This is a genomic window from Cellulomonas sp. ACRRI, from assembly GCF_022346185.1.
GTDB lineage: Bacteria > Actinomycetota > Actinomycetes > Actinomycetales > Cellulomonadaceae > Cellulomonas.
In genome coordinates this window covers 1-25,322 of sequence record NZ_JAKRMS010000001.1, presented here as the reverse complement: position 1 = coordinate 25,322, position 25,322 = coordinate 1, and the positions used below count along the sequence as shown (strand labels likewise).

Genomic DNA, 25,322 nt, shown 5'->3' with positions numbered 1-25,322 from the left:
TCTGGACGTGTGACGCGCGTCCCGTTCGGTCCGCGGACCCGTCAGGTCACGCAGAACTCGTTGCCCTCCGGGTCGGCCATGACGACCCAGGCGCCCTCCCGCGGGTCGTCCACCTCGCGGAGCACGGAACCGCCGGCCGCCACCAGGGCTGCGGCGTGCTCCCGCGCCGCGGCGAGCCGCGCCGCCCTGTCCTCGCGGTCCACCCCCCGCGCCGCGGAGAAGCGGACGTCCAGGTGCACCCGGTTCTTCACGGTCTTGCCCTCGGGCACACGCTGGAAGAACACCCGAGGACCCTCGCCGTCGGGGTCGACGAGGGCGTAGGCCATGTCGTGGTCCTCCGGCCCGATCCCCCAGGCGTCGAGCGCCGCGTCCCACGAGTCGAAGCCCGCCGGCGGGGGCTCCTCCACGTACCCCAGCGCGACCGCCCAGAACGCGCCCAGCGCGCGCGGCGACCGCGCGTCCATCACGACCTGCACCTCGAGCGCCACCCGTGTCTCCGATCGTCGTCGTGGGTCCTCCGGCGTCGCGACGAGGGTCAGGCCGTCGCGGCGTGCATCTGACGGAGCTCCTTCTTCAGGCCGGAGATCTCGTCGCGGAGCCGCGCGGCCAGCTCGAACTGGAGCTCCGCCGCCGCCGCGTGCATCTGGTCGGACAGGTCCTGGATCAGCCCGGCGAGCTCGCCCGCCGCCGCACCCGCGAGCTTCGTCCGCTCCGTCGCCGGCTGGGCCTTCGAGCTGAGCCCCGGCACGGGTGCCTTGCCGCGGCTGGCCTGCCGCCCTGCGCCACCCAGCAGATCCGCCGTGTCCGCGTCCTCGCGCGCCAGCAGGTCGGTGATGTCGCCGATCTTCTTGCGCAGCGGCTGCGGGTCGATGCCGTGCTCGGTGTTGTAGGCGATCTGCTTCTCGCGCCGGCGGTCCGTCTCGTCCAGCGCGAGCTGCATCGCAGGCGTGATCTTGTCCGCGTACATGTGCACCTCGCCCGACACGTTGCGGGCCGCGCGGCCGATCGTCTGGATCAGCGACTTGCCCGAGCGGAGGAAGCCCTCCTTGTCCGCGTCGAGGATCGCGACCAGCGACACCTCGGGCAGGTCGAGGCCCTCGCGCAGCAGGTTGATGCCGACCAGCACGTCGTACTCGCCCATGCGCAGCTCGCGGAGCAGCTCCACGCGGCGCAGCGTGTCCACTTCGGAGTGCAGGTAGCGGACCCGGACGCCCTTCTCGAGGAAGTAGTCCGTGAGGTCCTCGGCCATCTTCTTGGTGAGCGTCGTGACGAGGACGCGCTCGTCCTTCTCCACGCGCAGCCGGATCTCCTCCAGCAGGTCGTCGATCTGGCCCTTGGTGGGCTTCACGACCACCTGCGGGTCGACCAGGCCGGTCGGGCGGATGATCTGCTCGACCACGCCGTCCGACATCGCGAGCTCGTAGTCGCCGGGCGTCGCCGACAGGTACACCGTCTGGCCGATGCGCTCGACGAACTCCTCCCAGCGCAGCGGGCGGTTGTCCATCGCGCTCGGCAGCCGGAACCCGAAGTCGACGAGGTTCCGCTTGCGGGACATGTCGCCCTCGAACATCGCCCCGATCTGCGGCACCGTCACGTGCGACTCGTCGATGACGAGCAGGAAGTCCTCCGGGAAGTAGTCGAGCAGCGTGTTCGGCGCCGTCCCGGGCGCGCGGCCGTCGATGTGCCGGGAGTAGTTCTCGATGCCCGAGCACGAGCCGATCTGCCGCATCATCTCGATGTCGTAGGTCGTGCGCATGCGCAGCCGCTGGGCCTCGAGCAGCTTGTTCGCGCGCTCCAGGTCCTTGAGGCGCTCCTCGAGCTCGTGCTCGATGCCGTTGATCGCGCGCTCCATGCGCTCCGGCCCGGCCACGTAGTGCGTCGCCGGGAACACGTGCACCTGCTTCTCGTTGCGGACGACCTCGCCCGTCAGCGGGTGCAGCGTCTGGATCGCCTCGATCTCGTCGCCGAAGAACTCGATGCGGATCGCCAGCTCCTCGTACACCGGGATGATCTCCACGGTGTCGCCGCGCACCCGGAACGTGCCCCGGGTGAACGCCATGTCGTTGCGGGAGTACTGCATCGAGACGAACTGGCGCAGCAGCGCGTCGCGGTCGACCTGGTCGCCCACGTCGAGCGTCACCATGCGGTCGACGTACTCCTGCGGCGTGCCGAGGCCGTAGATGCAGGACACCGACGCGACCACCACCACGTCCCGGCGGGTCAGCAGCGAGGACGTCGCGGAGTGCCGGAGGCGCTCCACCTCGTCGTTGATCGACGAGTCCTTCTCGATGTAGGTGTCCGTCTGCGCGATGTACGCCTCGGGCTGGTAGTAGTCGTAGTACGAGACGAAGTACTCGACGGCGTTGTTGGGCAGCAGCTCGCGGAACTCGTTGGCCAGCTGCGCGGCGAGCGTCTTGTTCGGCGCCATGACCAGCGTGGGCCGCTGCAGCTTCTCGATCAGCCAGGCCGTCGTCGCCGACTTGCCCGTCCCGGTCGCGCCCAGGAGCGTGACGTCCTTCTCCCCCGCCTGGATGCGCTGGGCGAGCTCCGCGATCGCCTGCGGCTGGTCGCCGGAGGGCTGGTACTCGGACACCACCTCGAACGGGGCGACGGTGCGCTGCAGGTCGGTCACGGGACGCATGCGTCCACCGTACGACGCGGGTCTGACACACGCGCCGGGCGGGGGCCCGGGTTCGCCGAGGGCGTGGCGGAGGTGCGTGCCGTGGGCACTCGGCAGGCGGTGCGCGGCCGGTCCACGGGCGGGCGCCGAGTCCTCCACAGGCGTGCGGCCGTGCGTCGTCCCCAGGGCGGTCCGGGTGGCGCGGTCGCGGGTCCGTGCTCGTCCGTAGCGTGGTCGCATGCCCGATGACGTGCTCGAACGCACCGCACCCGACCCCGACGACCGCGGCCCTCGTGCTGCCGTGGTCGCAGGTGCGCCGTTCCCCGGCGACGCGCTCGGTGAGCGGCTGGATGCGATGCCGGCCGGGGCGGGTCTGCTCGCCGAGCTGGAGGCCCTGGACCTGGACGCGCTGCCCTCCTACGACCTGCCCGAGGTCGCCGTGCAGGCCCGGCGGATCGCCGCCCGCGCCCACGCCCTCGAGGCCGCCGCGGCCGCGGCGCTCGCCAGGCACCCTGACCTGCGCCACCCGGATCTGGCCGCGGTGTGCCGGTCGCTGCCCGAGGGCACCGCCTTCGTGCACGCCGACCTGGCGGCAGCCGACCTGTCCGCGCGGCTGCTGGTGCCGCCGGGCGAGGCCATGGTGCTCATCCGGGAAGGTCGCGCGTACGCCGGCTCGCTCGCCGACACCGGCGCCGCGCTGGCCGACGGGCGGATCGAGCCGGCCAAGGCACGGGCGATCGTGCTCGCCGCCGGCGACGAGCCGGCGGGCGTGGCGGCCGTGGTGGAGGCCGAGGTCCTGCCGCGGACGGCCGGGCGGTCGGTCAAGCAGGTCCGGGCCGACGTCGCTCGGGCGTTGAACCGGGTGGACCCGGAGGGGGCCGCCGACCGGCACCGCACCGCCCGCGCGGGGCGGACGGTGTCCCGGCCGAAGATCTTGCAGGACGGGATGGCGGGGCTGTGGACCGTGCTGCCCGCCGCTGACGCCGTGCGGCTCGACGGCCTGCTCGACGCCCTGGCCCGCCGGTCCCGGCAGGCCGGTGACGCGCGCACCCTCGACCAGCTGCGCGCCGACGAGCTCCTCGACCGGGTGCTCGGGTGCTCCCAGCACCTGATCGCCGCCGACGGCACCGTGCTGCCCTCACGGCGCGACGGGGCCCACGAGGACCACGGCGCCTTCGGGCCGGCCGTCGGCTGCGCCCCGGGGCGCGCGGGGGCGGATTCCGCACCGGTCGAGACTCCCGCGTCAGCGGAGGCCGCGCGGTCGCGCTCTGGGGACGTCGAGGAGGCCACCCTCCGGACCGTCGTCCACGTCACGGTGTCGCTGGCGACCCTGATGGGCGCCGACGACGAACCCGGTGACCTCGCCGGGTACGGCCCGATCGACGCCCAGCAGACCCGCGCCCTCGCCCTGGACCTCGGGTCGACCTGGCAGCGGCTCGTCACCGACCCGCTGTCCGGGACCGTCCTGGACGTCGGGCGCACCACCTACCGGCCACCGGCCGCCCTGGCCGACCACGTCCGGCACCGCGACAAGTACTGCACCGCCCCCGGCTGCCCCGTGCCCGCCGCGCGCTGCGACCTCGACCACACCGTCGCGTACGACCCACCACCCGACGGGTCACCGCCCCGACCGCTCGGGACCACCTGCGCCCACAACCTCGGCCCGCTGTGCCGCACCCACCACCGGCTCAAGACCGCCGGCATCCTGCGCGTGCGCCAACCCACCGCCGGCGAGTTCGTCTGGCGCACCCCCACCGGCCACGCCTTCCGCGTCCGGCCCGGCACCGACCAGCCGACCCTCCACCTCACCGGGCGAACCAGCTCACCCGAGCCGTCCGAGCAGCCGCCTCCCTTCTAGAGGACCCACCCGGCGGCGACGCGTGTCGGAACCGTGACGGCCGACGAGGGCATGAGCACCAAGCCGATCGTGTCGACGCTGAGCCCCGCCCGGGCGGGTTCGTCTCCGTGTCGCCGGTCGCGGTCAGGACATGCCGAGCGTCAGGCCAGCGTGCCCGCCGCTAGCCGCACGTCCTCCGTGGTGCGCAGCGCGACCCGCAGCACGGCCCGGAGCCCCTCGGCCGCCGCCGCGACGCCGAGCGACGCCGCGCCCGCGGGCACCTGCTCGGGCAGCCGTGGCACGTGGACGAACCCTCCGCGGGCGCCCGGCGCGTGCCCCGCGGCGAGCTGGTCGGCGAGGGCGTACGCGACGGTGTTGCAGACGAAGGTGCCGGCGGTGTTGGACACCTCGCCCGGGACGCCGGCGTCCCGCAGCGCGGTCAGGCACGCCTTCACCGGCAGGGTGGAGAAGTACGCGGCGTCACCACCGGGGATCACGGGCTCGTCGACGGGTTGGGCTCCGTCCTCGTCGGGGATGCGGGCGTCCTGCACGTTGACGGCGACGCGCTCGACGGAGACCGCCGAGCGTCCCCCCGCCTCACCGACGGCGACGACCAGAGACGGCCGGACGTCGAGCAGGAGCTCGGCGAGCCGCCGCGGGGCACGGGCGAACGAGACGGGCAGGAGGGCCGTGACGAGGGCCGCACCCTCGGCGGCCTCGTCCCAGGACTCCGCCACCGCCCGGACGGCGGCCCAGGAGGCGTTAACCTCTTGCTGCTCGAACGGCTCGAACCCGGTGAGCAGCACCGTCGGCACGGCCTTGCCGCCCCCGGTCGTCGTCCCCTCGTCGGTCGGCCCGGCGCCTCCGCTCACGGGGCGTCCACCTCCTGCTCGTCGTGCCGCTCGGCGGCGAGCCGGTCCCACAGCTGGTCGACCTGCTGCTGCAGGTCCTCCGGCGCGCCGGAGCCGTCGAGGACGACGTCGGCGACGGCGAGCCGCTCGTCGTCGGTGGCCTGGGCGGCGATGCGCCGCTCGGCCTCGCCGCGGTCGAGTCCGCGGATCCGGACGAGGCGCTCGACGCGCAGGACAGCCGGGGTGTGCACGAGGACGACGAGGTGGAACGCGTCGGCGCGGCCGGTCTCGACGAGCAACGGCACATCGTGCACGACGACGGCTCCGGGATCGGCGGTCGCTGCGGCGGCCTCCCGCTCGGCGGCGAGCCGGCGCACGACGGGGTGCACGATGCCGTTGAGTCTCTCGCGCGCACCGGCGTCGGCGAAGACCACCGCACCGAGCGCAGCCCGGTCGAGGGTGCCGTCGGCCAGGAGGACGCCCTCGCCGAAGGCCTCGACGACGCTCGCCAGCCCGGCGGAGCCCGCCGCGACGGCGTCCCGGGACAGCAGGTCGTAGTCGATGAGGACGGCACCCCGCGCGGCGAGGCGCTCGGCCGCGACCGACTTGCCGGCCGCGATCCCCCCGGTCAGTCCGATGCGCTGCATCGCCCCATCGTGCCGTGCCGGGGCGCAGGGCCGCACCTCACCGGTCGCGCGCGGCCCCTCGCCGGCGGAGCTCCCGGGTGTGGTCCACGAGGATCCAGCCCGCCGCGACGACCTGGAGGCACGCGATGACCAGGGCCAGGGTCCTCCCGTCCTGCGCGGCGAGGACGGCCAGCACCACCCCGCAGGCGGCGAGGGTCGCCGCGGCCGCGAGGGAGGTCCGGAGTCGGCTGGTCGAGGCGTCGGCGCTCCGCATGCCCCGACCCTGCCAGACCCGCCCGCCCCGCCGCAGCCCTTCGGCGGCGGGGGTCAGCCGCGAGTCACCGGACGGTGTGCCCCGTGGCGCGCAGGTGGTCCTTGACCTGCCCGACGGTGAGCTGCCCGAAGTGGAACACGCTGGCCGCGAGGACGGCGTCGGCGCCCGCGTCGGCGGCGGCGGCGAAATGCTCGACCGTACCGGCGCCGCCGGAGGCGATGAGCGGGATGCGGACCTCGCGCCGGACGTCGCGCAGCATCTCCAGGTCGAAGCCGGCCTCGGTGCCGTCGGCGTCCATGGAGTTGAGCAGGATCTCCCCCGCGCCGAGCTCGGCGGCGCGGACGGCCCACGCGACGGCGTCGATGCCGGTGCCCTGCCGCCCGCCGTGGGTGGTGACCTCGTAGCCGGAGTCGGTGCGGGTGTCCCCGGTGACGCGACGGGCGTCGACGGACAGGGTGAGCACCTGGCTGCCGAAGCGCTGGGCGATCTCGGCGATGAGCTCGGGTCGCGCGATGGCGGCGGTGTTGACGCCGACCTTGTCGGCGCCGGCGCGCAGGAGCCGGTCGACGTCGTCGGCGGACCGGACGCCGCCGCCGACGGTGAGCGGGACGAAGACCTCCTCGGCGGTGCGCCGGACGACGTCGTAGGTGGTCTCGCGGTCGCCGGACGAGGCGGAGACGTCGAGGAAGGTGACCTCGTCGGCGCCCTCGGCGTCGTACCGGCGCGCGAGCTCGACGGGGTCGCCGGCGTCGCGCAGGTTCGCGAAGTTCACGCCCTTGACGACGCGGCCGGCGTCGACGTCGAGGCACGGGATCACCCGGAGGGCGACGGACACGCTCACTCCCCTTCCGGCGCGGCGGTGGCGCCCGGGTCGCTGCCCTCGGCCGCGGCGGGGGCGCGGGTGGCGAGCAGGTCGATGACGAAGACGATGGTCTGGCCCTGGAGCTCTTCGCTCTGGGTGGCGCCGAGGCCGTAGGACGGCGGGACGACGACCATGACCTGGCTGCCGACGGTCTGCTCGACCAGGGCCTCGGACCACGCGGGGACGTCCTCGAGCGTGAACGTGTTCGGGCTGCCGTTGGTCCAGGTCGAGTCGAAGGCCTCGCCGGTGGACCAGACGAACCCGGTGAACTGGACGGTGATGACGTCGCCCTCGGCGACCTGGGCGCCGGTGCCGCGGATGAGCGGCTGGACGACGAGGTCGGACGGCGGTTCGGTGCCGGTGGGCGCGAGGGACGGGGCGCCGTCGTCGTCGAGGGTGACGGCGGGCATGCCCTCGCGCGGGGTGACGGGCTCGCCGGACGCGCGGATGGGCAGGACGTCGAGGACGGTGACGGTCGGGTAGGACGAGGCGCTGGCGTCGGAGGCGGGGCTGATCTGGAGCAGCCGCGCGCCGACCTTCTGGCCGGAGAGGGTGGCGTACAGGTCCTTGCCGAGGTCCTCCTCGGTGAGGAGCCGCGGGGTCGGGCTGGAGCTGTAGGACTCCTTGACCAGCGAGGCGTCGGAGGCGTCCTCGAGCCAGAAGTCCAGGAGCACGGGCCGCCCCTCGACGAGGTCGGGACCGGTGCCGGGCCAGACGACCTCGTGCATGGCCTCGGTGACGTTCAGGGGCGTGCGGTAGGTGACGGTCGGGGCGCTGCCGGCGTCGCCGGTGACGACGACCTCCGGGGGTGCCGGGTCCTGCGAGGTGCAGGCCGCGAGCAGCAGCATCGCCGCGGCGGCGCAGGCGGCCACGAGTCGTCGCACGTCGTTCCTTCCGAGGGTCCTGCAAGGTGCGCGCCCACTGTACGGGTCCGCGCGGGCCCCTCCGGCCGACCCCTCGGTCGGGTCCGGTGAAGACCCCGGGCGCACCCGGCGCGCGCGGCCGGTCGGGTCACATGGACTCGATGAGCCGCTCCACCCGGTCGTCGACGTTGCGGAACGGGTCCTTGCAGAGCACGGTCCGCTGGGCCTGGTCGTTGAGCTTGAGGTGCACCCAGTCGACGGTGTAGTCCCGCCGGGCCTCCTGGGCGGCCTGGACGAACTCGCCCCGGAGCTTGGCGCGGGTGGTCTGCGGGGGCACGGAGGTGGCCTCGAAGACCTCGACGTCGGTGGTGACGCGCTCGACGAGTCCCCGCTGGGCCAGCAGGTTGTACAGGCCCTCGGTGCGGGAGATGTCGTGGTACGCGAGATCCATGCGGGCGACGCGGACGTCGGACAGGTCGAGGCCGTGCTTGGCGCGGTACCGCTCGATGAGCCGGTACTTGATGACCCAGTCGAGCTCGCGCTCGACGAGCGACAGGTCGCCGGTGCGCAGGGCGCGCAGGCCGCGCTCCCAGAGGTCGAGGACCTGCTTGACCTCCGGGCCGGCGTCGGTCTCGGCGGCCACCCAGTCCTGGACGCGGCCGAGGTACTCCTCCTGGAGGTCGACCGCGGTGACGGTCCGCCCGCTGACGAGGGTGACGGGGTGCATGCCGGTGAGGTCGTGGCTGATCTCCCGGATGGCCCGGATGGGGTTCTCCAGGGTGAGGTCGCGCATGGGCAGGCCGGCCTCGACGAGCCGCAGCACGAGGTCGGTGGAGCCGACCTTGAGCATGGTGGTGGTCTCGGACATCGAGGAGTCGCCGACGATGACGTGCAGCCGCCGGTAGTGCTCGGCGTCGGCGTGCGGCTCGTCGCGGGTGTTGATGATCGGCCGCGACCGGGTGGTGGCCGAGGACACGGACTCCCAGATGTGGTCGGCGCGCTGGGACAGGCAGAAGACGGCGCCGCGCGGGGTGGCGAGGACCTTGCCGGCGCCGGTGAGGATCTGCCGGGTGATGAGGAACGGCACGAGGACGTCGGACAGCCGGGCGAAGTCGCCCTGCCGCCGCACGAGGTAGTTCTCGTGGCAGCCGTAGGAGTTCCCGGCGGAGTCGGTGTTGTTCTTGAACAGGTGGATCCGCCCGGAGAGGCCCTCGTGCTCGAGGCGCTGCTGGGCGTCGGCGACGAGACCCTCGAGGATCCGCTCCCCCGCGCGGTCGTGGGTGACCAGCTGCCGCCAGTCGTCGCACTCGGCGGTGGCGTACTCGGGGTGGGAGCCGACGTCGAGGTAGAGCCGGGAGCCGTTGCGCAGGAAGACGTTGGACGAGCGCCCCCACGCGACGACCTTGCGGAACAGGTAGCGCGCGACCTCGTCGGCGGACAGGCCGCGCCCGTCCTCGGCGGCGCAGGTGACGCCGTACTCGGTCTCCAGGCCGAAGATGCGTCGGTCCATGGGGTGGCTCCTCAGGGCAGGTCGGGTGCTGCGGCCGAGCCCAGCAGGTCCTCCAGGACCACGCCGGACAGGCGCCGGAACGCGCGGCGCGGGCGCGTGCGGTCCAGGACCGCGACCTCGAGCTGGGCGGCGGGGATGACGCGGCGGTCGTCCTCGTCGGCCCCGTCGGCGGGGGTGCCGAGCACCCGGACGGCGAGCTGCAGGACGTCGGCGAGCGGCATGCCGGGCGTCCAGGCGCCGGCGACCTCCTCGCGCAGCCGCTCGGCCTGGCCACCCATGACGACGAAGCCGCGCTCGTCGGCGACGGAGCCGTCGTAGGACAGCCGGTAGATCTGGTCGGTCGCGGCGTCCTCGCCGACCTCGGCGACGACGATCTCGACCTCGAGGGGCTTGGACTCGGTGGTGAAGACGGTGCCGAGGGTCTGGGCGTAGGCGTTGGCGAGGCCGCGCGCGTTGACGTCCCGGCGGTCGTAGGAGTAGCCGCGCAGGTCGGCGTACCGGACGCCCGCGACGCGCAGGTTCTCGAACTCGTTGTACTTGCCGACGGCCGCGAACGCGATGCGGTCGTAGATCTCCGAGACCTTGTGCAGCGCGCGGGACGGGTTCTCGGTGGCGAAGGCGATGCCGTCCTCGTAGGCGAGGACGACGACGGAGCGCCCGCGGGCGATGCCCTTGCGCGCGTAGTCCGCCCGGTCCTTCATGAGCTGCTCGGGCGAGACGTAGAACGGCATGCTCATCGGTCGGCCTCCTCCTGCGCGCGGGCGCGGGCGTGCTGCTCGGCGCGGTCGGCGAGCACGCGGGCCACGACCTCGCCGAGGTCGTCCTGGGGCACCCGCAGGTAGCCGGCCGCGGTGACGGTCGCGACGACGGGCCAGATCCGCCGGGACGTGTCGGGCCCGCCGGTGGCGGAGTCGTCGTCGGCGGCGTCGACGAGGGCCTCGACGGCGACGCGGACGGCGTCGGCGGCGTCGAGCCCCGGCCGCCAGAGCTTCTTGAGGGAGCCGCGGGCGAACACGGACCCCGAGCCGACGCTGTGGTGCTGGTGCTCCTCGTACCGCCCGCCGGTGACGTCGTAGGAGAAGATCCGCCCGGTGCCCCGGTCGAGGTCGAAGCCCGCGAACAGCGGGACGACGGCGAGGCCCTGCAGGGCGAGGCCGAGGTTGCCGCGGATCATGGTCGCGAGCCGGTTGGCCTTGCCGTCGAGGGACAGCAGGGCGCCCTCGATCTTCTCGTAGTGCTCGAGCTCGAGCTGGAAGAGCCGGACGAGCTCGACGGCGAGCCCCGCGGTGCCGGCGATGCCGACCGCGGAGTACTCGTCGGCCGGGAACACCTTCTCGATGTCCCGGGACGCGATCTGCGAGCCCATGGTGGCGCGCCGGTCGCCGGCCATGACGACGCCGCCGGCGAAGGACAGCGCCACGATGGTGGTCGCGTGCGGTGCGGCGCCGCCGGTGGTCACGTCACCGACCGGGAGCGGGGCGCGCCGCCCGGGCAGCAGGTCCGGGGCGTGCTGGGCGAGGAAGTCGACGAAGGACGACGACCCGGGGGTGGTGAACGCCCCGGGCAGCCGCCCCGCCGGGATCAGCGGGTCCGTCGGCACGCGTCACTGCCCGCCCTTCTGCACGAACCCGCGCACGAACTGCTCCGCGTTGGTCTCCAGGACGTCGTCGATCTCCTCGAGGAGGGCGTCGACCTCGGCGTCGCGCTGCTGCGCGGCGGCCGTGGCCTGCTCGACGTCGGGCCCGTCGACCGGCTCGTCGTCCTCGCGACGGTCCCGAGCGCGCTCCTGACCAGCCATGTCCACCTCCGGCGGTAGTCGGGCACGGGCCGCGCGCGCTGGGCGTGCGACCCGCAGTGCCACCACCCTAGGCCCTGGTCGGCGCGGGTTCCCGTGGGGCCGGGGCGCGCCGCCGCCCGAGGTCAGGAGCCGAGGGCGTCCAGCAGGCTGCCGACGTCCGGCGAGGACTCGAGCAGGGCCTCCACGTGCGCCCGGGTCCCGCGCAGGGGGTCGCGCATGGGCACGCGCTGGAGGGTGGGTGCGCCGGGCACGTCGAAGACGACGGAGTCCCAGCTGGCCGCGGAGACGTGGGCGCCGAACCGGGCGATGGTCCGCCCGCGGAAGTACGCGCGGGTGTCCTCGGGCGGGTCGGTGACGGCGGCGCGCACGTCCTCGTCGGCGACGAGCCGCTCGACCGCGCCGGCCTCGAGGAGCCGGTGGTACAGGCCGCGCTCGGGGCGGACGTCGGACCACTGGAGGTCGACCGCGGCCAGGCGGGGGTGGTCCCAGTCGAGGTGGTCGCGACGGCGCAGGCCCTCGAGGAGCCGCATCTTGGCGAGCCACTCGACCTCGCGGGCGCAGGACGCGGGGTCGGTCGCCAGTCGGTCGAGCAGGGAGCCCCAGCGGGCGAGGACGTCCGCGGTCTGGGCGTCGGGCCCGTCGCCGGTGCCCGCGCCGACGGACCGGCCGATCGCGGTGCGGACGGCGGCCAGGTACTCCTGCTGCACCTCGATCGCCGTGAGCAGCCGGCCGTCGGCCAGGTGGAGCTTCCGCGTGAGGGCGACGTCGTGGCTCACGGCGTGCACCGAGCCGACCGGGTCGGCCAGCGCGAGCCGGTCGAGGGCCGGGCCGAGGTCGGAGGCGGAGCCGTCGGCGATGCGCTCGATCAGCCACAGGACGAGGGAGGTGGTGCCGAGCTTGAGGTAGGTCGCGACCTCGAGCTGGTTGGCGTCGCCGATGATGACGTGCAGCCGGCGCCACTTGTCGGGGTCGGCGTGCGGCTCGTCGCGGGTGTTGACGATGGGCCGGCGCAGGGTGGTCTCGAGGCCGACCTCCGCCTCCATGTAGTCGGCGCGCTGGGACAGCTGGAAGCCGGCCTCCTCGCCGCGCTGGCCGATCCCGACGCGTCCGGCGCCGGTGAAGACCTGCCGGGTGACGAGGAACGGCGTCAGGCGCGCGGCCAGGTCGACGAACGGCACCGACCGCTCGACGAGGAAGTTCTCGTGCGTGCCGTAGGTGGCGCCCTTGCCGTCGACGTTGTTCTTGTACAGCGCGACGTCGGGCAGGGCCGGGGTGGACGCCAGGGCCCGGACCGAGGCCAGCATGACCAGCTCACCCGCGCGGTCCCACCGGACGGCGTCGAGGGGGTTGGTGACCTCGGGCGAGGAGTACTCCGGGTGCGCGTGGTCGACGTACAGCCGGGCGCCGTTGGTGAGGATGACGTTCGCGGCGCCCGGGTCCTCGTACTCCTCCGCGAGCGAGCGGGCGACCTCCTGGGGGCCGTCGCCCGCGGCCGCGTCGCCGGACGGCGCCGGGCGCGCCGGGTCGTCGGTGAGCAGGGACGGATGGGCCGCGGCCCGCTGGAGGTGGAAGCCCCGGGCGTCCTGCAGCGGGTCCTCGTCGTCGTAGTCCCAGCGGGCCTTCACCCGGCCGCCCTGGCGGGCCACGGCGTGCACGGCCACCACGTGGCTGGACAGGAGCATCGGGTTGGCGGTCGGGCGGCCGGGCTGCAGCACGCCGTACTCGGTCTCGATCCCCATCACGCGGCGCACGGTCACGCGGCCCACCCTATGTCGCCCGCCCGGCCGGCCCGGGTGCGCGGGCCGAGCCGACCCGGCCGGGCAGGCTCGGCCCGCCGGCCCGATCAGCCCTGCGCACCCGGACGCCCCGGGGCCTGACCGCCGCCGCCCGGCTGGCCGCCACCGGGCTGGCCGCCACCCGTGCCGCCGCCCGTGCCGCCGGTGTGCTCCCCCGCCGTCACGGTGAGGACCTCGGTCGCGCCGGCGGCGTCGCCGTCGGCGGTGTACCCGTCGAACGCCTCGCCGGACGCGGTGGCGTCGGACACGACGGTGTACGACTCCCCCGCCGTGATGCCCGCGGCGGAGACCACCAGGGAGGTGATCTCCTCGGTCGGCGTGAAGGTCGCGACGACGGAGCCGTCCGCGTCGACCACCGCCAGCGTGGTGCCGGCGGCCTGGGCGGTGTCGAAGGTCGCGGAGACCCAGCCCTGCCCGTCGGTGGCCGGGGCCGTGGCCATGCCGGAGGACCCGGCGGCGACGAGGGTGCCGCCGGTGACCGACGGGGAGCTGTCGGCGTCGATCGCGCCGTTGCCGTCGTCGGTGGGGCCGTTCACGACAACGGTGCCCCCGGACATGGTGAGCGTGCCGTTGGCGTCGAGGCCGTCGCCGCCGGCGTCGACGGCGAGGGTGCCGCCGGTGATGGTGAGGCTGGCGGTGCCGCTCGACCCGCCCTGCGGGCCGGCCCAGTCGCCCTGGGCGTCCTCGGTCGATCCCGAGGCGCTGCTCGCGGCGTTGACGCCGTCGTCGGTGGCCACGACGCCGAGGTCGCCCCCGGCGAGGGTGATGGCCTCGGCCTCCAGCCCCTCGTCGGAGGTCAGCACGTCCACGGTGCCGGCGGTGACGTCGAGGGCAGCGTCGGCGTGCACGCCGTCGTCGCCGCTGGACAGGGTCAGCTCCCCGTCGGTGACGGACACGATGCCGTTCGAGTGCACCGCGTCGTCGGAGGAGTCGACGGTGAGGGAGCCCCCGCCGACGACGACGCTCGCGGTGCCCTTCACGCCCTTGGTCGAGGTCTCGTCCGTCGGCTCCTGCGCGCTGCCGCCGCCCGCGGTCACGTCGAGGGTGCCGCCGGTGACCACGACGTCGGTCGCCGCGTCGACGCCGTCCCCGTCGGCCGCCACGGAGACCGCGCCGCCCTCGAGGACGACGAAGCCCTTCGTGGTGTCGTCGGCGTCGTCCGCCCTCAGGCCGTCGCCGCCCGCGGTGACGTCGAGCGTCCCGCCCCGGACCACCAGGTAGTCCTTGCCCCGGATGCCGTCGTCCGCGGCGACGACGGTGATGTCCCCGGCCTCGATGACGAGGCCGTCCTTGGAGGTGATGCCGTCGTTCGCGCTGCCCGTGACGGTCAGCGCGCCCTCCCCGGTGATCGTGAGGTCGGCCGCGCTGAAGAGGGCGGCGTTCGGCTCGTCCTCGCCGTCCGCGTCCGTGGACGTCGCGGCGTCGGCGAGGGTGTTGACGGAACCGTCGGCCAGCTCGACCACCGCGGACCCCGCGGTGCTGATGACCAGCGGGGCGCTCGTGGACGAGGTGATGTCCGCGCCGTCGAGCACCAGGTGCACGACGGCGTCCCCGGCGTCGACGACGACCTGGCCGTCGTCCAGGGTGCCGGTGATCGTGTAGGTGCCGCCGGTGGTGATGGTGACGACGGAGCCGTCGACGGTGACCCCGTCGGCGTCCGAGGTGGCGGTGTCGCCGTCGAGGGTGATCGTGCCGGTGGCGGTGCCGGCGTCCTCGGCCTCGTGCACCTCGGCGTTCGCGGCGAGCACCTCCTCGGCGGTGGCCCCCGCGGCGACGTCGGTGACGACGGCGCCGGTGGTGCCGGAGGTGTCGGAGGAGCCGGTGCCGGCGACCGCGTCGGCGGTGCAGCCGGCGAGCAGCAGGCTGAGCAGGACGGCGGGGACGGCGATGACGCGGCGGGGTCGGCGCATGGTGGGAGCCCTTCGTGGGGTGGGGATCGGCGCGGGGTGCGCGCCGCGGGATCAGACGGCGAGCGAGCGGCGCAGGGTGCGCCGCCACGGCCGGCCGCCGAGGGCCGGGTCGAGGACGACCAGGCCGGTGGCGTACTTGGAGATGCGGCTGGGCCGGTGGCCGAGGGCCCAGAGCGCGCGGTCGGCGACGGACGCCCCGCCGACGCTCTTGGTCTCGACCACGGCGTGCTCGGGGACGGCGGCAGCGGACCGGGCGCCGATCCACTCCAGCCCGGTGTCGACGGTGAGGCGCGCGCCGTCCGGCAGGTACAGGGTCCTGCGGTGGTACTGCGTGGTCAGGGTCGGGGCCAGCAGCAGCTCGTCGCCGGCTGCCGCGTCCGGCAGGTGCACACCGTGGGCGCGCAGGGTGTCCACGACGAAGCCGAGCGCGTCGCCGACCTCGGCCCGCTCTCGGACGTCGTGCTCGCGCCGGTCCTTGACGGTGGTGCCGCGCGGGCCGCGGGTCTTCACCTCGAGCCAGCAGCCGCCGGTGTCGGTGTAGGTGCGGGTGCGGACCTTGTACCGCCGGCGCCGGCGCCCGGCGGCGAGGTGGAACGCGTCGAGGCCCGGGGTGTCGAAGTACACCGACTCGTACCCGAAGGCGTCCCGGTCGCCGATGACCAGGCGGCGGGCACCGGCGGGCAGGGCGGCGACGAGGTCGGGCACGGCTGCGAGCGGCAGGACGTACTTGCGGTCGACGCGGGTCTGCAGGGCGGCGGTCTCCTGGAGCTCGTCGAGGCCGATCGCGGGCAGGTGACCGACGTCGGCGAGGTGCGGCGCGGCGGCGACGGCGGTCATCGCGCGACCCCGGAGAGGGTCGGTGCGGCGGCGGGGCCGGCCGGGTGGGCGGGGCCGGTGGGCGCGGCGGCCACCGCGGCCGAGGCGGCACGCTCGCCGGGCACGACCAGCCGCGGGTCCGGCCCGACTCGCGACCCCGCAGGCGCGGCGGCGTACCGCACGTCCACGACGGTCGTGTCGTCCACCAGGTCGAGCCGCTGCACGGTCGCGCCGTGCACCCGGGCGCCGAGCAGCTGCTCGAGGTGCGCGACGAGCGCGGCGTGGTCGCCGAAGGCGCGGTCGACCACGACGACCTGCTGCCGGTAGCCGCGCAGCAGCCGCGGGTGGTCGCCGACGTACAGGGCCGCGAGGACCATCGCCATGAGCGCGAGGGCCAGCGCGCCGAGCGACGAGCCGAGCCCGCCGATGAGCCCCAGCGCCAGGGCCGCGAAGTAGTACGCCACCTCGCGCTGGTCGATCTCGGACGACCGCAGCCGGATGATCGACAGCACGCCGAACAGCCCCAGGCCGAGGCCCGCGCCGACCGTGCTGGTCGACAGGGCGCCCGCGACGGCCAGGACGCCGACGTTGACGCCGAGGAACGCGACGACGAGGTCGCGCCGGCGGTGCCGGGGGAAGTACAGGGCGAAGGTCAGGACGGCGATCGCGACGAGATCGGCGGCGAACAGGACGGCGGCAGGCATGGGCACCTCGCGGGTCGGGGATGAACGCCCGGTGAACCGGGTCCGTCCATCAAGCCGCGCGGCGCTGTGGGGTCCCTGTGCACGAGCCAGGCCCGCCGTCTGAGTCGACGGCGGGCCCGGGTCGGTGCGTGCGCGAGGTGCGGCGGCGGGCCGCTACAGGTACTGCCCCGTGCTCGTGATGTTCTCGATCCGGCGCGAGGCCTCCTCGCCCTTCTTGTCCTGGACGATCGTGCGGATGAACACGATGCGCTCCCCCTTCTTGCCGGAGATGCGCGCCCAGTCGTCGGGGTTGGTGGTGTTCGGCAGGTCCTCGTTCTCCTTGAACTCGTCGACGCACGCCGTGAGCACGTGCTCGACGCGCAGGCCGCGCTGGCCGGTCGCGAGGAGGTCCTTGATCGCCGACTTCTTCGCGCGGTCGACGACGTTCTGGATCATCGCGCCGGAGTTGAAGTCCTTGAAGTACAGGACCTCCTTGTCTCCGCTGGCGTAGGTCACCTCGAGGAACCGGTTCTCCTCGTTCTCGGAGTACATCCGCTCGACGGCCCGCGCGATCATCGCGTCCACCGCCGCGGCGGTGGAGCCGTGGTGCTCGGCGAGGTCGTCGGCGTGGATCGGCAGGTCCGGCGTCAGGTACTTGGCGAAGATCTCGCGGGCGCCCTCGGCGTCGGGGCGCTCGATCTTGATCTTCACGTCGAGCCGGCCGGGCCGCAGGATCGCCGGGTCGATCATGTCCTCGCGGTTGGAGGCGCCGATGACGATGACGTTCTCCAGCCGCTCCACGCCGTCGATCTCGGCGAGGAGCTGCGGGACGATCGTCGTCTCCACGTCGCTCGACACGCCGGTCCCGCGGGTACGGAACAGCGACTCCATCTCGTCGAAGAAGACGACGACGGGGTGACCCTGCGACGCCTTCTCCCGGGCGCGGGCGAAGATCAGCCGGATGTGCCGCTCGGTCTCGCCGACGTACTTGTTGAGCAGCTCGGGGCCCTTGACGTTGAGGAAGTAGGACTTGGCCTCCGTGACCTCCTCGCCGCGCGCGCGGGCGGAGGTCGCGGCGAGCGAGTGCGCGACGGCCTTGGCGATGAGCGTCTTGCCGCACCCCGGCGGGCCGTACAGCAGGACGCCCTTGGGCGGCTTGAGGCCGTGCTCCCGGAACAGGTCCGGGTGCAGGAACGGCAGCTCGACGGCGTCGCGGATCTGCTCGATCTGCGGGCCCAGGCCGCCGATGTCGGTGTAGTCGATGTCCGGCACCTCCTCGAGCACGAGGTCCTCGACCTCCGCCCGCGGCACCCGCTCGAAGACGAAGCCGCTGCGCGCCTCGACGGTCAGGGCGTCCCCGACGCGCACCGAGCCGTCCAGCACCTGGCCGGCGAGGCGCACGACCCGCTCCTCGTCGCCGCGGCCCACGACCAGGGCGCGGTCCCGGCCGATCAGCTCCTTGACCGTGACCAGCTCGCCGACCTGCTCGTAGCCGCCCGCCTCGACGACCGTGAGCGCCTCGTTGAGCATGACCTCCTGGCCGGGCCGCAGCCGGTGCACGTCGATCGCCGGGCTCGCGCCGACGTGCATCTTGCGGCCGGAGGACACCACGTCCACCGTGCCGTCCTCGCGCGCGGTCAGGAAGGTCGCGAACGTGCCCGGCGGCTTCGCGAGGTCGTCGATCTGGCGCTTGAGCTCGATGATCTGGTCGCGCGCGGCCACGAGCGCGTCGGACATGCGCTCGTTCTTGGCGGCCAGGAGCGCGAGCTCGCGCTGCAGGTCGCGTGCTGTCGGTTCCGTCATCGCGGTACCTCCGATCGCGGGTCGACCTCACGGCGCTGTGGGGCTGTCGTGGGGGAACCCTAACCACACGTGTCAATCGCAGCGGCGGCGCCTCGCCGGGGCGCGGCGGGGGCGTCGCCCGGGCGTCGCCGGGACCTGCCGCGCCGCGGCCCGGGGCGGCTCGCCGGGCCGGTCGCGGGTCAGTCCGCCTCGGGGGCCCGGCCCACGTCGCGGCGCACGCGGCGCACCTTCTTGTCGGACACCGCGCGCTCCCCGAGGGCCTCGGGGGTCCACTCGGCGTCGGGCACCTCCTGGAAGGACCTGCTGGTCACGACGTCGCCCGTCTCGTCGACGAGGGCCGCCTCGGCGGCGCCGGGCGACCCGGCCGCGCCGTCGGCCTCGCCGGGACGGGAGCCCTTGGCCGGGCGCCGCTTGCGCAGCGGCGGCAGGACGCCGTCGGCGAGCCGGCGGGTGGTCAGCAGGAAGCCGGTGTGCCCGATCATCCGGTGCTGCGGGCGCACGGCCAGGCCCTCGAGGTGCCAGCCGCGGACCATCGACTCCCAGGCCTGCGGCTCGGTGTACCGGCCGTCCGCGCGGAGGTCCTCGGCGAGGCGCGAGAGCTGCGTCGCGGTCGCCACGTACGCGATCAGCACGCCGCCGGGGGCGAGCGCGCTCGCGACGGCGTCCAGGTTCTCCCACGGGGCGAGCATGTCCAGCACGACCCGGTCGACCTCGCCCGGGGCCTCGGCGACCGGCAGGACGTCGGACAGGTCGCCGACCGAGAGCCGCCAGGCCGGGTGCGGGCCGCCGAAGAACGTCTCGACGTTGCCGCGCGCGATGGCCGCGAAGTCCTCGCGGCGCTCGATCGAGTGCAGCCGGCCGCCGTCGCCGACGGCGCGCAGCAGCGACATCGTCAGCGCGCCCGAGCCGACGCCGGCCTCGACCACCCGGGCGCCCGGGTAGATGTCGGCCATCGCGACGATCTGGCCGGCGTCCTTCGGGTAGACCACCGCGGCGCCGCGGGGCATGGACAGCGTGTAGTCGCTCAGCAGCGGCCGCAGCGCGAGGTACTCGACGCCGCCGGTGCTCGTCACCGTCGTGCCCTCGGGCGCGCCGATGAGCTCCTCGTGCCGGAAGTACCCCTTGTGCGTGTGGAACGTCGCGCCGGGCGCGAGCGTGATGGTGTGCAGCCGGCCCCGGGGGTCGGTCAGCTGGACCCGCTCCCCCACGCGCAGCAGGCCGCGGCGCTGGTCGGCTCCCGTCGGCGTGGGGGCGGCGGCGGGCGCGGGCGCGGAGGGCTGCTCGGCGGGGGTCTGCTCGGTCACGGGGGTCGATCCTAGGGGCGCAGGGCCGCGGCCACGTCCGCGCTGCGCACCAGCGCGACGACCTGGCCGTCGCGGACGGCGGCCAGCACCGGGGAGAACCGGGACACCGCCGCGACCGCCTGGACGAGCGCGGGGCCGCGCAGGGCGGCGTCGACGACCGCGCCCGCGGGCAGCGTCACGGCGACGGCGGTGAGCGGGACGTGCGCGCGGTCGGCGGCCGGCACGGCGTTGGCCGCCTGCGGGTCGACGTACGCCGCCGGACGGCCGTCCGGGGCGAGCAGCACGACGGCGTCGGCCCCGGACCGGCCGCGGGCGGCGTCGGCCTGGGCGAGCACCGCGGTGGCCGGGACGCCCACCGCGGGGGTCCCGACGGCACCGACGTGCAGCGCGTCGACGGCGCGGGACGCGCGGGCGCCCCGGATCGCCTCGGACGCGCCGGACCACAGGAACGCGCCGACGATCGCCGCCCACGCGACCGCCCACAGGTCGGGGCGGCCGCCGCGCAGCATGGGCACCAGCACCACCCACGCGGCGAAGCCCACCGCGAACACCCGCCCGACCCAGCCGGCGACGAGGGCGCCCCGCCGCCGGTCCCCCGTCGCGCCCCACACGATGGACTCCAGCACCATGCCGCCGTCCAGCGGCAGGCCGGGCACGAGGTTGAACAGGCCGACGAACGCGTTGCTGTACGCCGCGGCGAAGAGCACGAGGGCCGGCAGGCCGAGCGGGTCGACGCCGCGGGCCACGAGCCAGAAGGCACCCGCGAGCAGCAGGTTCGCGATCGGACCGACGACCGCGACCAGCCCCTCGGTGACCGGGGTGATCCGGCCGTGGAACGCGGTGTGGCCGCCGATCAGGGTCAAGGCGTACTCGCGCACCTGCAGCCCGCGCGCGCGGGCGGTGAGCCCGTGGGCGAGCTCGTGCACCAGGACCGAGAGCAGCAGGAGCAGGCCGACGACGAGCGCCACGACGTAGGTGGACCCGGTGCCCAGACCGGGAGCGCGGTAGCGGACCGACGGGGCGAACACCAGGGCGATGACCGCCACGACCAGCAGGCTGCTCGGGCTCAGGACGACCGGCGTCCCCGCCACGCGCCCGACGACCCAGCCCCGCGTTCTCTCTGCCACGGGTGGAAGGCTACGTGCCCGGACCGTGCGGAGCGGGCGCGGGGCGGCGCGGGCCGGCGGCGCGGGGCCGGCCCGGGCGCGGGCGTGGGGAGAGCGGGCGTGTCGGTGGTGGCGCCTACGCTCGTCACCGTGACGACCACCGACCCGCAGCTGCTCGCCCCCGTGTCCGCCGACGGCGCCGACGCCGGCGACGTCGAGGCCGCGCCCGAGCCGCGGGTCCCGGGTCTGTCGCCCTCGCGCGCCAACGACTTCCAGCAGTGCCCGCTGCTCTTCCGGTTCCGCGTGGTCGACAAGCTGCCCGAGCCGCCCAGCCTGGCGGCCGCCCGCGGCACGCTCGTGCACACCGTGCTGGAGCGGCTGTACGACCTGCCCCTCGGCGAGCGCACGCCCGCCGCCGCGCACCAGCTGGTGCCGGCCGCGTGGGACGCGCTGCTGGAGCGGTCGCCCGAGGTCGTGACGATGTTCGCCACGGACGACGAGCGCGAGGCGTGGCTCGGCAGCGCGCGGCTGCTGCTCGACACCTACTTCACCCTGGAGGACCCGAACCGGCTGCAGCCGGGCGACCGGGAGCTGGCGGTGAAGACCCTCATGGAGGACGGACCGCAGCTCCGCGGGATCGTCGACCGCATCGACGTGGCGCCGGACGGGGCCCTGCGGGTCGTCGACTACAAGACCGGGAAGTCGCCGAACCCCGGGTTCGAGGGGTCCGCGCTGTTCCAGATGCGGTTCTACGCGTACGTGCTGTGGCGCGAGCGGGGCGTGCTCCCCAAGCTCCTGCAGCTCGTCTACCTGGGCGACGGGCAGATCCTGCGGCACGCGCCCTCGGAGGCGGAGATGCGGACGCTCGAGCTGCGGCTGCGGTCCCTGTGGGCGCAGGTCGAGGAGGCCGCGCGCACCGGCGAGTGGCGTCCGCGGAAGTCCCGGCTGTGCGACTGGTGCGCGCACCGGGCCGTGTGCCCCGCCTGGGGCGGCACGCCGCCGGAGGTGCCGGACGGCGCGGTCGAGCGGGCGATCGGGGTCGTCCCGGTGGCGCGGGCCTCCTGACGGTCAGGGCTCACGGCGCGCGGCGAGCACCGGGGCGAGGGCGGCGACCAGCCGCCGCGCCGAGGTGCCGTCCGGGTCGTGGTCCGGGTTGTACTCGACCAGGGTCAGGCCGGCGAACCGGTCGTCCGCGACGAGCGGCTCCAGGACCGCCACGAGGACGTCGAGGGTGAGACCGCGGCCGTACTGCGGCACGTCCGCCCCGGGCAGCAGCAGCGCGTCGAGGACGTCCACGTCGACGTGCACGAGGAACGGGCGGCCCGCCGCCGCGCCGGCCGCACCGGGCTCGCGGGAGCGGCGACCGGTCACCGCGGCGAGCGCGCGGGACGCTGCGCCCTCGGGGTCGGCGGTGACCTCGGCGGCGGGCACCCGGAGGCTCGGCACCAGGCCGCGGACGTCCTCGTCGGCGTCCCCGAATCCCAGGAAGCACAGTGCCCCGGGGTCGAGCAGCGGCCGACGCGGGCCCAGGGCGGCGAGCGCGCCCACGGTCCCGGGCAGGTCCAGCAGGTGGGCCACGCCCATCGAGTCGAGGATCGGCTCCTCCGGGTGGTCGGGCGGCAGCTGCAGGTCCTGCCCGCCGTCGACGTAGACCAGGCCCACGTCGCCGTGCACGGCCACGGCCGCGGCGACGAGCGGGATCACGAGCGTGCACTCGCCCCCGAGCACCAGCGGCGTCTCCCCCGTCGCCAGCACGCCCCCCAGCGCGTCGCGGGCGTCCCGGAGCACCGCCGCCACCCCCGCGGCGTCGTGCGGCACGGTCGCCGCGGCGGCGCCGGCCGCCCCGCGGGGCCGCCACCGCTCCACCGCGCGGTCGCCGTGGTCGACCACCGAGGCGCCCGCGGCCGCCAGCGCCTCGACCAGCCCCGCGCCCCGGAGCGCGGCGGGCCCCTGCTCCAGCCCCGGCCAGTGCGCCGCCCGGCTCGAGGGCACGCCCAGCACGCCCCAGTGCCGGTCCCGCCCCCGCGTCATGGCACGACGGTAGGGCCCCGGGTCCCGGGGCGCGCCGCCTGCGGCGACGCGTCCGCCGGGACGGCGGTCAGCCGAGCAGGTCGAGCACCGCGCCCGAGCGGATGCGCCCGAAGTCCGCCAGGGACACGTCGGCGAGCGACCCGGTCCGGTTCAGCCCCTCGATGTCGGGCAGCTCGCGGAACACCTCGACGGCCAGGACGCGTGCGCCGGACGCGACGCCGGACGTGATGCCCGTCGGCGAGTCCTCGACCACGACGCAGTCGGCGATGTCGACGCCCAGCCGCTCGGCGGCGAGCAGGTAGGGCTGCGGGTCCGGCTTGGGGCGCTCGACCTCGTCGCCCGCGACGACGGTCGCGAACACCCCGGCGACCCGCGCGAACGGCTCGGCGAGCTCCCGGTAGGACGACGTCACGAGCGCCTGCGGCACGCCGGCCTCCGCCAGCGCGGAGAGCAGCTCCCGGCCGCCCGGCTGCCACGGCGTGGTCTGCGCGACCGCCGCGGCGACGCGCGTGTTCAGGAAGTCGACGATCTCGTCCACGGGCAGACCCACACCGCGGCCCTGCAGGATCTCGCCCGAGACCGTCATCGGGTTGCCGACGAGGGTGAGGCCGTCCTCGTGGGTCCAGGTGCCACCCCAGGACTCGACGAGCTCGGTCTCGGCCGCCATCCAGAGCGGCTCGGTGTTGACGAGGGTGCCGTCCATGTCCCAGAGGACGGCGGCGGGCAGGGCGGGTCGGGCGTCGTTCACGGCGTGCGGCTCCACGGATCGGTCGGTCGGGTCTGCCCTCGACGGTACCCGGCGCGGGTGAACGAGGGTGAACGCGGGGTGTCGCGCGCCCGACCCGGCGGCCGGGGTGCCGCCGGGGACGCGTCCCCGACGGCGCGGCGGCGCTACTCGCCGACCGCGCCGTCCACGGCCTCGCGCAACAGGTCGGCGTGCCCGTTGTGCCGGGCGTACTCCTCGATCATGTGGGTGAGGACCCACCGCAGGGTGGGGGTGCGCCCGTCGGGCCACGCCCGCCGGGCCGGGGCGTCCGGTCCACCCGCGGCCAGGGCGACCGCGACGTCGGCGCGCGAGCGCTCGACGGCCGAGAGCCACAGCGCGCGCAGGTCGTCCGGGGCGTCGTCCGCGGCGGAGTGCCACTCCCAGTCCCGGTCGGCGGCCCAGTCGACGGACGCCCACGGCTCGGCCCGGTCCCGGCCGTGCACGACGCGGGAGAACCAGTCGTCCTCGACGTACGCGAGGTGCTTGAGCAGGCCCCCGAGGGTCATGGTCGAGGCCCCGACCGTGGCCGCCAGGCCCGCGCCGTCCAGCCCGCGCGTCTTCCACTCGAGCGTCGCCCGGTGGAACTCGAGGAAGCCGAGCAGGGTCTGCACCTCGTCGCCGTCCGGCGCGGGCTCGGGGCGGCCCTGCTCGTCGAGGGCGGGCGCGGCGTCGGCGACCGGGTCCGCCGGGATGTCGAGCTCCCGGGCCGCGGCCGAGATCAGGCGGGCGAGGTCGAGGTCGCGCTCGCTCAGCCCGGCGACGTCGTGGGAGACGAGCCGCACGGCGACGGCGGCGTACCGCAGGTCGACGTCCGGGTGGTGGCCGGCGGCGTCGGCGAGCTCGCCGATCGCGTCGACGAGCTCGACGCCGACCGCGAACGACCCCGTCCGGAACCTCGCGTGCGCGCCGTCCGGCCCGACCCGCCAGTCCGCGACCCCGTCGCCCGCCCGGAACCGCTCCGCCGTGATCCGCTCGCCCATGCGGCTCACGGTAGCCGGGCGCGTCGCCGGTGCACCCAGGCCGGCGACCGGGGAGCATGGCCCCGTGCCCTCCGCCGGACGCCGCCCCTCCCGCCTGCTCGTCGCCCACGCCGTGGCCGCCGCCCTCGTCACGGTGCTGCTCGTCGTGCTCGCCGCGCAGCCCACCGACGACGCGAACATCGGGGCCGGGCTCGCGCTGCTCGCGACGCTCCCGTTCGGCCTGCCGTGGACGCTCGCGCTGCTCCTCGCGCCCGCGACCTGGCCGACCGCCGCCGTCGTCGCCGTCGCGATCGGGTGCGCCTGGCTGAACGTCGGGCTGCACGCGCTGCTCCGGCTGCACCTGCGCCGGCGGGCCGACGCCCGCGCCGCCGGGGCGACGACGGGCCGGGCGGCCGCGGCGTGACCCCAGCGGGGTGAGCCCAGCGGGGTGAGCCCGACGGGGTGACGCCGACGGGGGCCGCGTCGGGCGGCCACGTCGGCGAGGTCACGTAGGCCGGCCACTCCGGAGGGTCACGTCGGGCGGTCACGCCGACCGGGCGTGCCGGGCGGCCACGCCGGCCGGTCGTGCCGGCCGGTCACGCCGGCCGGTCGTGCCGGGCGGTCACGCCGGCCGGTCGTGCCGGGCGGTCACGCAGACGCGTCACGCCAAGCGGTGTCGCCGACGCGTCACGCCAAGCGGTGTCGCCGGCCGGTGGTGCCGGCCGGTCACGCCGACGCGTCACGCCACGCGGCGTCGCCGACGGGTCGCGTCGGCGCGTCACGCCACCGCCGGACGCCCCTGCGCGACGTCGCCGGGGCCGCGTCGCCGGGATCCGTGCCCACGGCGCCCCGGGTGCGGCCGTGCGCGCCGCGGGCGACCCTGGGGGCGATGACGTCCGGCACCTCC

At 75.3% G+C, this 25,322-nt stretch carries 25 protein-coding genes; 3 read left to right on the top strand and 22 right to left on the bottom strand.

From position 1 onward, the window contains the following. Positions 1-41: 41 nt before the first annotated feature. Entirely contained in the window at positions 42-488 is a 447-nt protein-coding gene (locus tag MHY85_RS00130; RefSeq protein ID WP_239191551.1) for a VOC family protein, read from the bottom strand. 47 nt (positions 489-535) lie between these two features. Continuing rightward, positions 536-2,641 carry an excinuclease ABC subunit UvrB gene (uvrB, locus tag MHY85_RS00125; RefSeq protein ID WP_239191550.1) on the bottom strand — a complete coding sequence of 702 codons (2,106 nt, stop codon included), beginning with the start codon at positions 2,639-2,641 and terminating at the stop codon, positions 536-538. Positions 2,642-2,858: 217 nt separating this feature from the next. Between uvrB and MHY85_RS00120 the strand changes: the two genes are divergently transcribed. Beyond that, on the top strand, positions 2,859-4,478 hold the full coding sequence (locus tag MHY85_RS00120; protein WP_239191549.1) for an HNH endonuclease signature motif containing protein: 1,620 nt from the start codon (positions 2,859-2,861) through the stop codon (positions 4,476-4,478). A gap of 140 nt (positions 4,479-4,618) precedes the next feature. Here MHY85_RS00120 and pcp read toward each other — a convergent pair whose 3' ends face one another. From pcp to MHY85_RS00040, 16 genes are all read right to left on the bottom strand, one after another. Beyond that, on the bottom strand, positions 4,619-5,329 hold the full coding sequence (pcp, locus tag MHY85_RS00115; protein WP_239191546.1) for a pyroglutamyl-peptidase I: 711 nt from the start codon (positions 5,327-5,329) through the stop codon (positions 4,619-4,621). Continuing rightward, the gene (coaE, locus tag MHY85_RS00110; protein WP_239191542.1) at positions 5,326-5,955 is read right to left on the bottom strand and encodes a dephospho-CoA kinase; all 630 of its coding nucleotides are present in this window, start codon (positions 5,953-5,955) and stop codon (positions 5,326-5,328) included. The genes pcp and coaE overlap by 4 nt, the downstream gene beginning before the upstream one ends. 37 nt (positions 5,956-5,992) lie before the next feature. After that, positions 5,993-6,208 (bottom strand): hypothetical protein, encoded by a 216-nt coding sequence (locus tag MHY85_RS00105; protein WP_239191539.1) that lies wholly within the window; start codon positions 6,206-6,208, stop codon positions 5,993-5,995. 64 nt (positions 6,209-6,272) lie between these two features. Beyond that, positions 6,273-7,043: an imidazole glycerol phosphate synthase subunit HisF gene (gene hisF / locus MHY85_RS00100; protein ID WP_239191537.1), complete on the bottom strand. Its 771-nt coding sequence runs from the start codon at positions 7,041-7,043 to the stop codon at positions 6,273-6,275. A gap of 2 nt (positions 7,044-7,045) precedes the next feature. Then, positions 7,046-7,954 carry an FKBP-type peptidyl-prolyl cis-trans isomerase gene (locus MHY85_RS00095; protein ID WP_239191529.1) on the bottom strand — a complete coding sequence of 303 codons (909 nt, stop codon included), beginning with the start codon at positions 7,952-7,954 and terminating at the stop codon, positions 7,046-7,048. 127 nt (positions 7,955-8,081) lie between these two features. Continuing rightward, entirely contained in the window at positions 8,082-9,443 is a 1,362-nt protein-coding gene (pafA, locus tag MHY85_RS00090) for a Pup--protein ligase (protein ID WP_239191527.1), read from the bottom strand. 11 nt (positions 9,444-9,454) lie between these two features. Next, complete coding sequence (gene prcA / locus MHY85_RS00085) at positions 9,455-10,180, bottom strand: proteasome subunit alpha (protein ID WP_158371785.1); 726 nt, start codon at positions 10,178-10,180, stop codon at positions 9,455-9,457. Then, positions 10,177-11,043: a proteasome subunit beta gene (prcB, locus tag MHY85_RS00080; RefSeq protein ID WP_374232462.1), complete on the bottom strand. Its 867-nt coding sequence runs from the start codon at positions 11,041-11,043 to the stop codon at positions 10,177-10,179. The genes prcA and prcB overlap by 4 nt, the downstream gene beginning before the upstream one ends. Positions 11,044-11,046: 3 nt before the next feature. Next, complete coding sequence (locus MHY85_RS00075) at positions 11,047-11,241, bottom strand: ubiquitin-like protein Pup (protein ID WP_146837158.1); 195 nt, start codon at positions 11,239-11,241, stop codon at positions 11,047-11,049. Between the two features lie 122 nt (positions 11,242-11,363). Beyond that, entirely contained in the window at positions 11,364-12,998 is a 1,635-nt protein-coding gene (gene dop / locus MHY85_RS00070; RefSeq protein WP_308191282.1) for a depupylase/deamidase Dop, read from the bottom strand. 86 nt (positions 12,999-13,084) lie between these two features. Continuing rightward, the gene (locus MHY85_RS00065) at positions 13,085-14,947 is read right to left on the bottom strand and encodes a carbohydrate-binding domain-containing protein (RefSeq protein ID WP_239191525.1); all 1,863 of its coding nucleotides are present in this window, start codon (positions 14,945-14,947) and stop codon (positions 13,085-13,087) included. Between the two features lie 51 nt (positions 14,948-14,998). Beyond that, positions 14,999-15,784 carry a polyphosphate polymerase domain-containing protein gene (locus MHY85_RS00060; RefSeq protein ID WP_239191522.1) on the bottom strand — a complete coding sequence of 262 codons (786 nt, stop codon included), beginning with the start codon at positions 15,782-15,784 and terminating at the stop codon, positions 14,999-15,001. Then, on the bottom strand, positions 15,781-16,467 hold the full coding sequence (locus MHY85_RS00055; RefSeq protein WP_239191519.1) for a DUF4956 domain-containing protein: 687 nt from the start codon (positions 16,465-16,467) through the stop codon (positions 15,781-15,783). The genes MHY85_RS00060 and MHY85_RS00055 overlap by 4 nt, the downstream gene beginning before the upstream one ends. Before the next feature lie 153 nt (positions 16,468-16,620). Further along, entirely contained in the window at positions 16,621-18,249 is a 1,629-nt protein-coding gene (gene arc / locus MHY85_RS00050; RefSeq protein ID WP_239191516.1) for a proteasome ATPase, read from the bottom strand. 179 nt (positions 18,250-18,428) lie between these two features. Next, positions 18,429-19,553 carry a tRNA (adenine-N1)-methyltransferase gene (locus MHY85_RS00045; RefSeq protein WP_239191513.1) on the bottom strand — a complete coding sequence of 375 codons (1,125 nt, stop codon included), beginning with the start codon at positions 19,551-19,553 and terminating at the stop codon, positions 18,429-18,431. Between the two features lie 11 nt (positions 19,554-19,564). Continuing rightward, positions 19,565-20,680 (bottom strand): site-2 protease family protein, encoded by a 1,116-nt coding sequence (locus tag MHY85_RS00040; protein WP_239191510.1) that lies wholly within the window; start codon positions 20,678-20,680, stop codon positions 19,565-19,567. A 129-nt stretch (positions 20,681-20,809) separates the two neighbouring features. Between MHY85_RS00040 and MHY85_RS00035 the strand changes: the two genes are divergently transcribed. Continuing rightward, positions 20,810-21,724: a RecB family exonuclease gene (locus tag MHY85_RS00035; protein WP_374232456.1), complete on the top strand. Its 915-nt coding sequence runs from the start codon at positions 20,810-20,812 to the stop codon at positions 21,722-21,724. Positions 21,725-21,727: 3 nt separating this feature from the next. On the opposite strand, the gene MHY85_RS00030 is transcribed toward MHY85_RS00035, so the two are convergent. The 3 genes from MHY85_RS00030 to MHY85_RS21685 form a co-directional block, all read right to left on the bottom strand. Beyond that, positions 21,728-22,690: an arginase family protein gene (locus MHY85_RS00030; RefSeq protein ID WP_239191506.1), complete on the bottom strand. Its 963-nt coding sequence runs from the start codon at positions 22,688-22,690 to the stop codon at positions 21,728-21,730. 67 nt (positions 22,691-22,757) lie between these two features. After that, the gene (locus MHY85_RS00025; RefSeq protein ID WP_239191503.1) at positions 22,758-23,453 is read right to left on the bottom strand and encodes an HAD family phosphatase; all 696 of its coding nucleotides are present in this window, start codon (positions 23,451-23,453) and stop codon (positions 22,758-22,760) included. 128 nt (positions 23,454-23,581) lie between these two features. Next, the gene (locus MHY85_RS21685; protein WP_308191280.1) at positions 23,582-24,436 is read right to left on the bottom strand and encodes a DUF664 domain-containing protein; all 855 of its coding nucleotides are present in this window, start codon (positions 24,434-24,436) and stop codon (positions 23,582-23,584) included. Positions 24,437-24,500: 64 nt separating this feature from the next. On the opposite strand from MHY85_RS21685, the gene MHY85_RS00010 reads away from it, so the two are divergent. Further along, a complete protein-coding gene (locus MHY85_RS00010; RefSeq protein WP_239191500.1) occupies positions 24,501-24,839 on the top strand; it encodes a hypothetical protein in 339 nt (112 codons plus the stop codon). Positions 24,840-25,141: 302 nt separating this feature from the next. On the opposite strand, the gene MHY85_RS00005 is transcribed toward MHY85_RS00010, so the two are convergent. Next, the coding region (locus tag MHY85_RS00005) for a hypothetical protein (RefSeq protein WP_239191497.1) at positions 25,142-25,322 on the bottom strand (181 nt) is incomplete at its 5' end.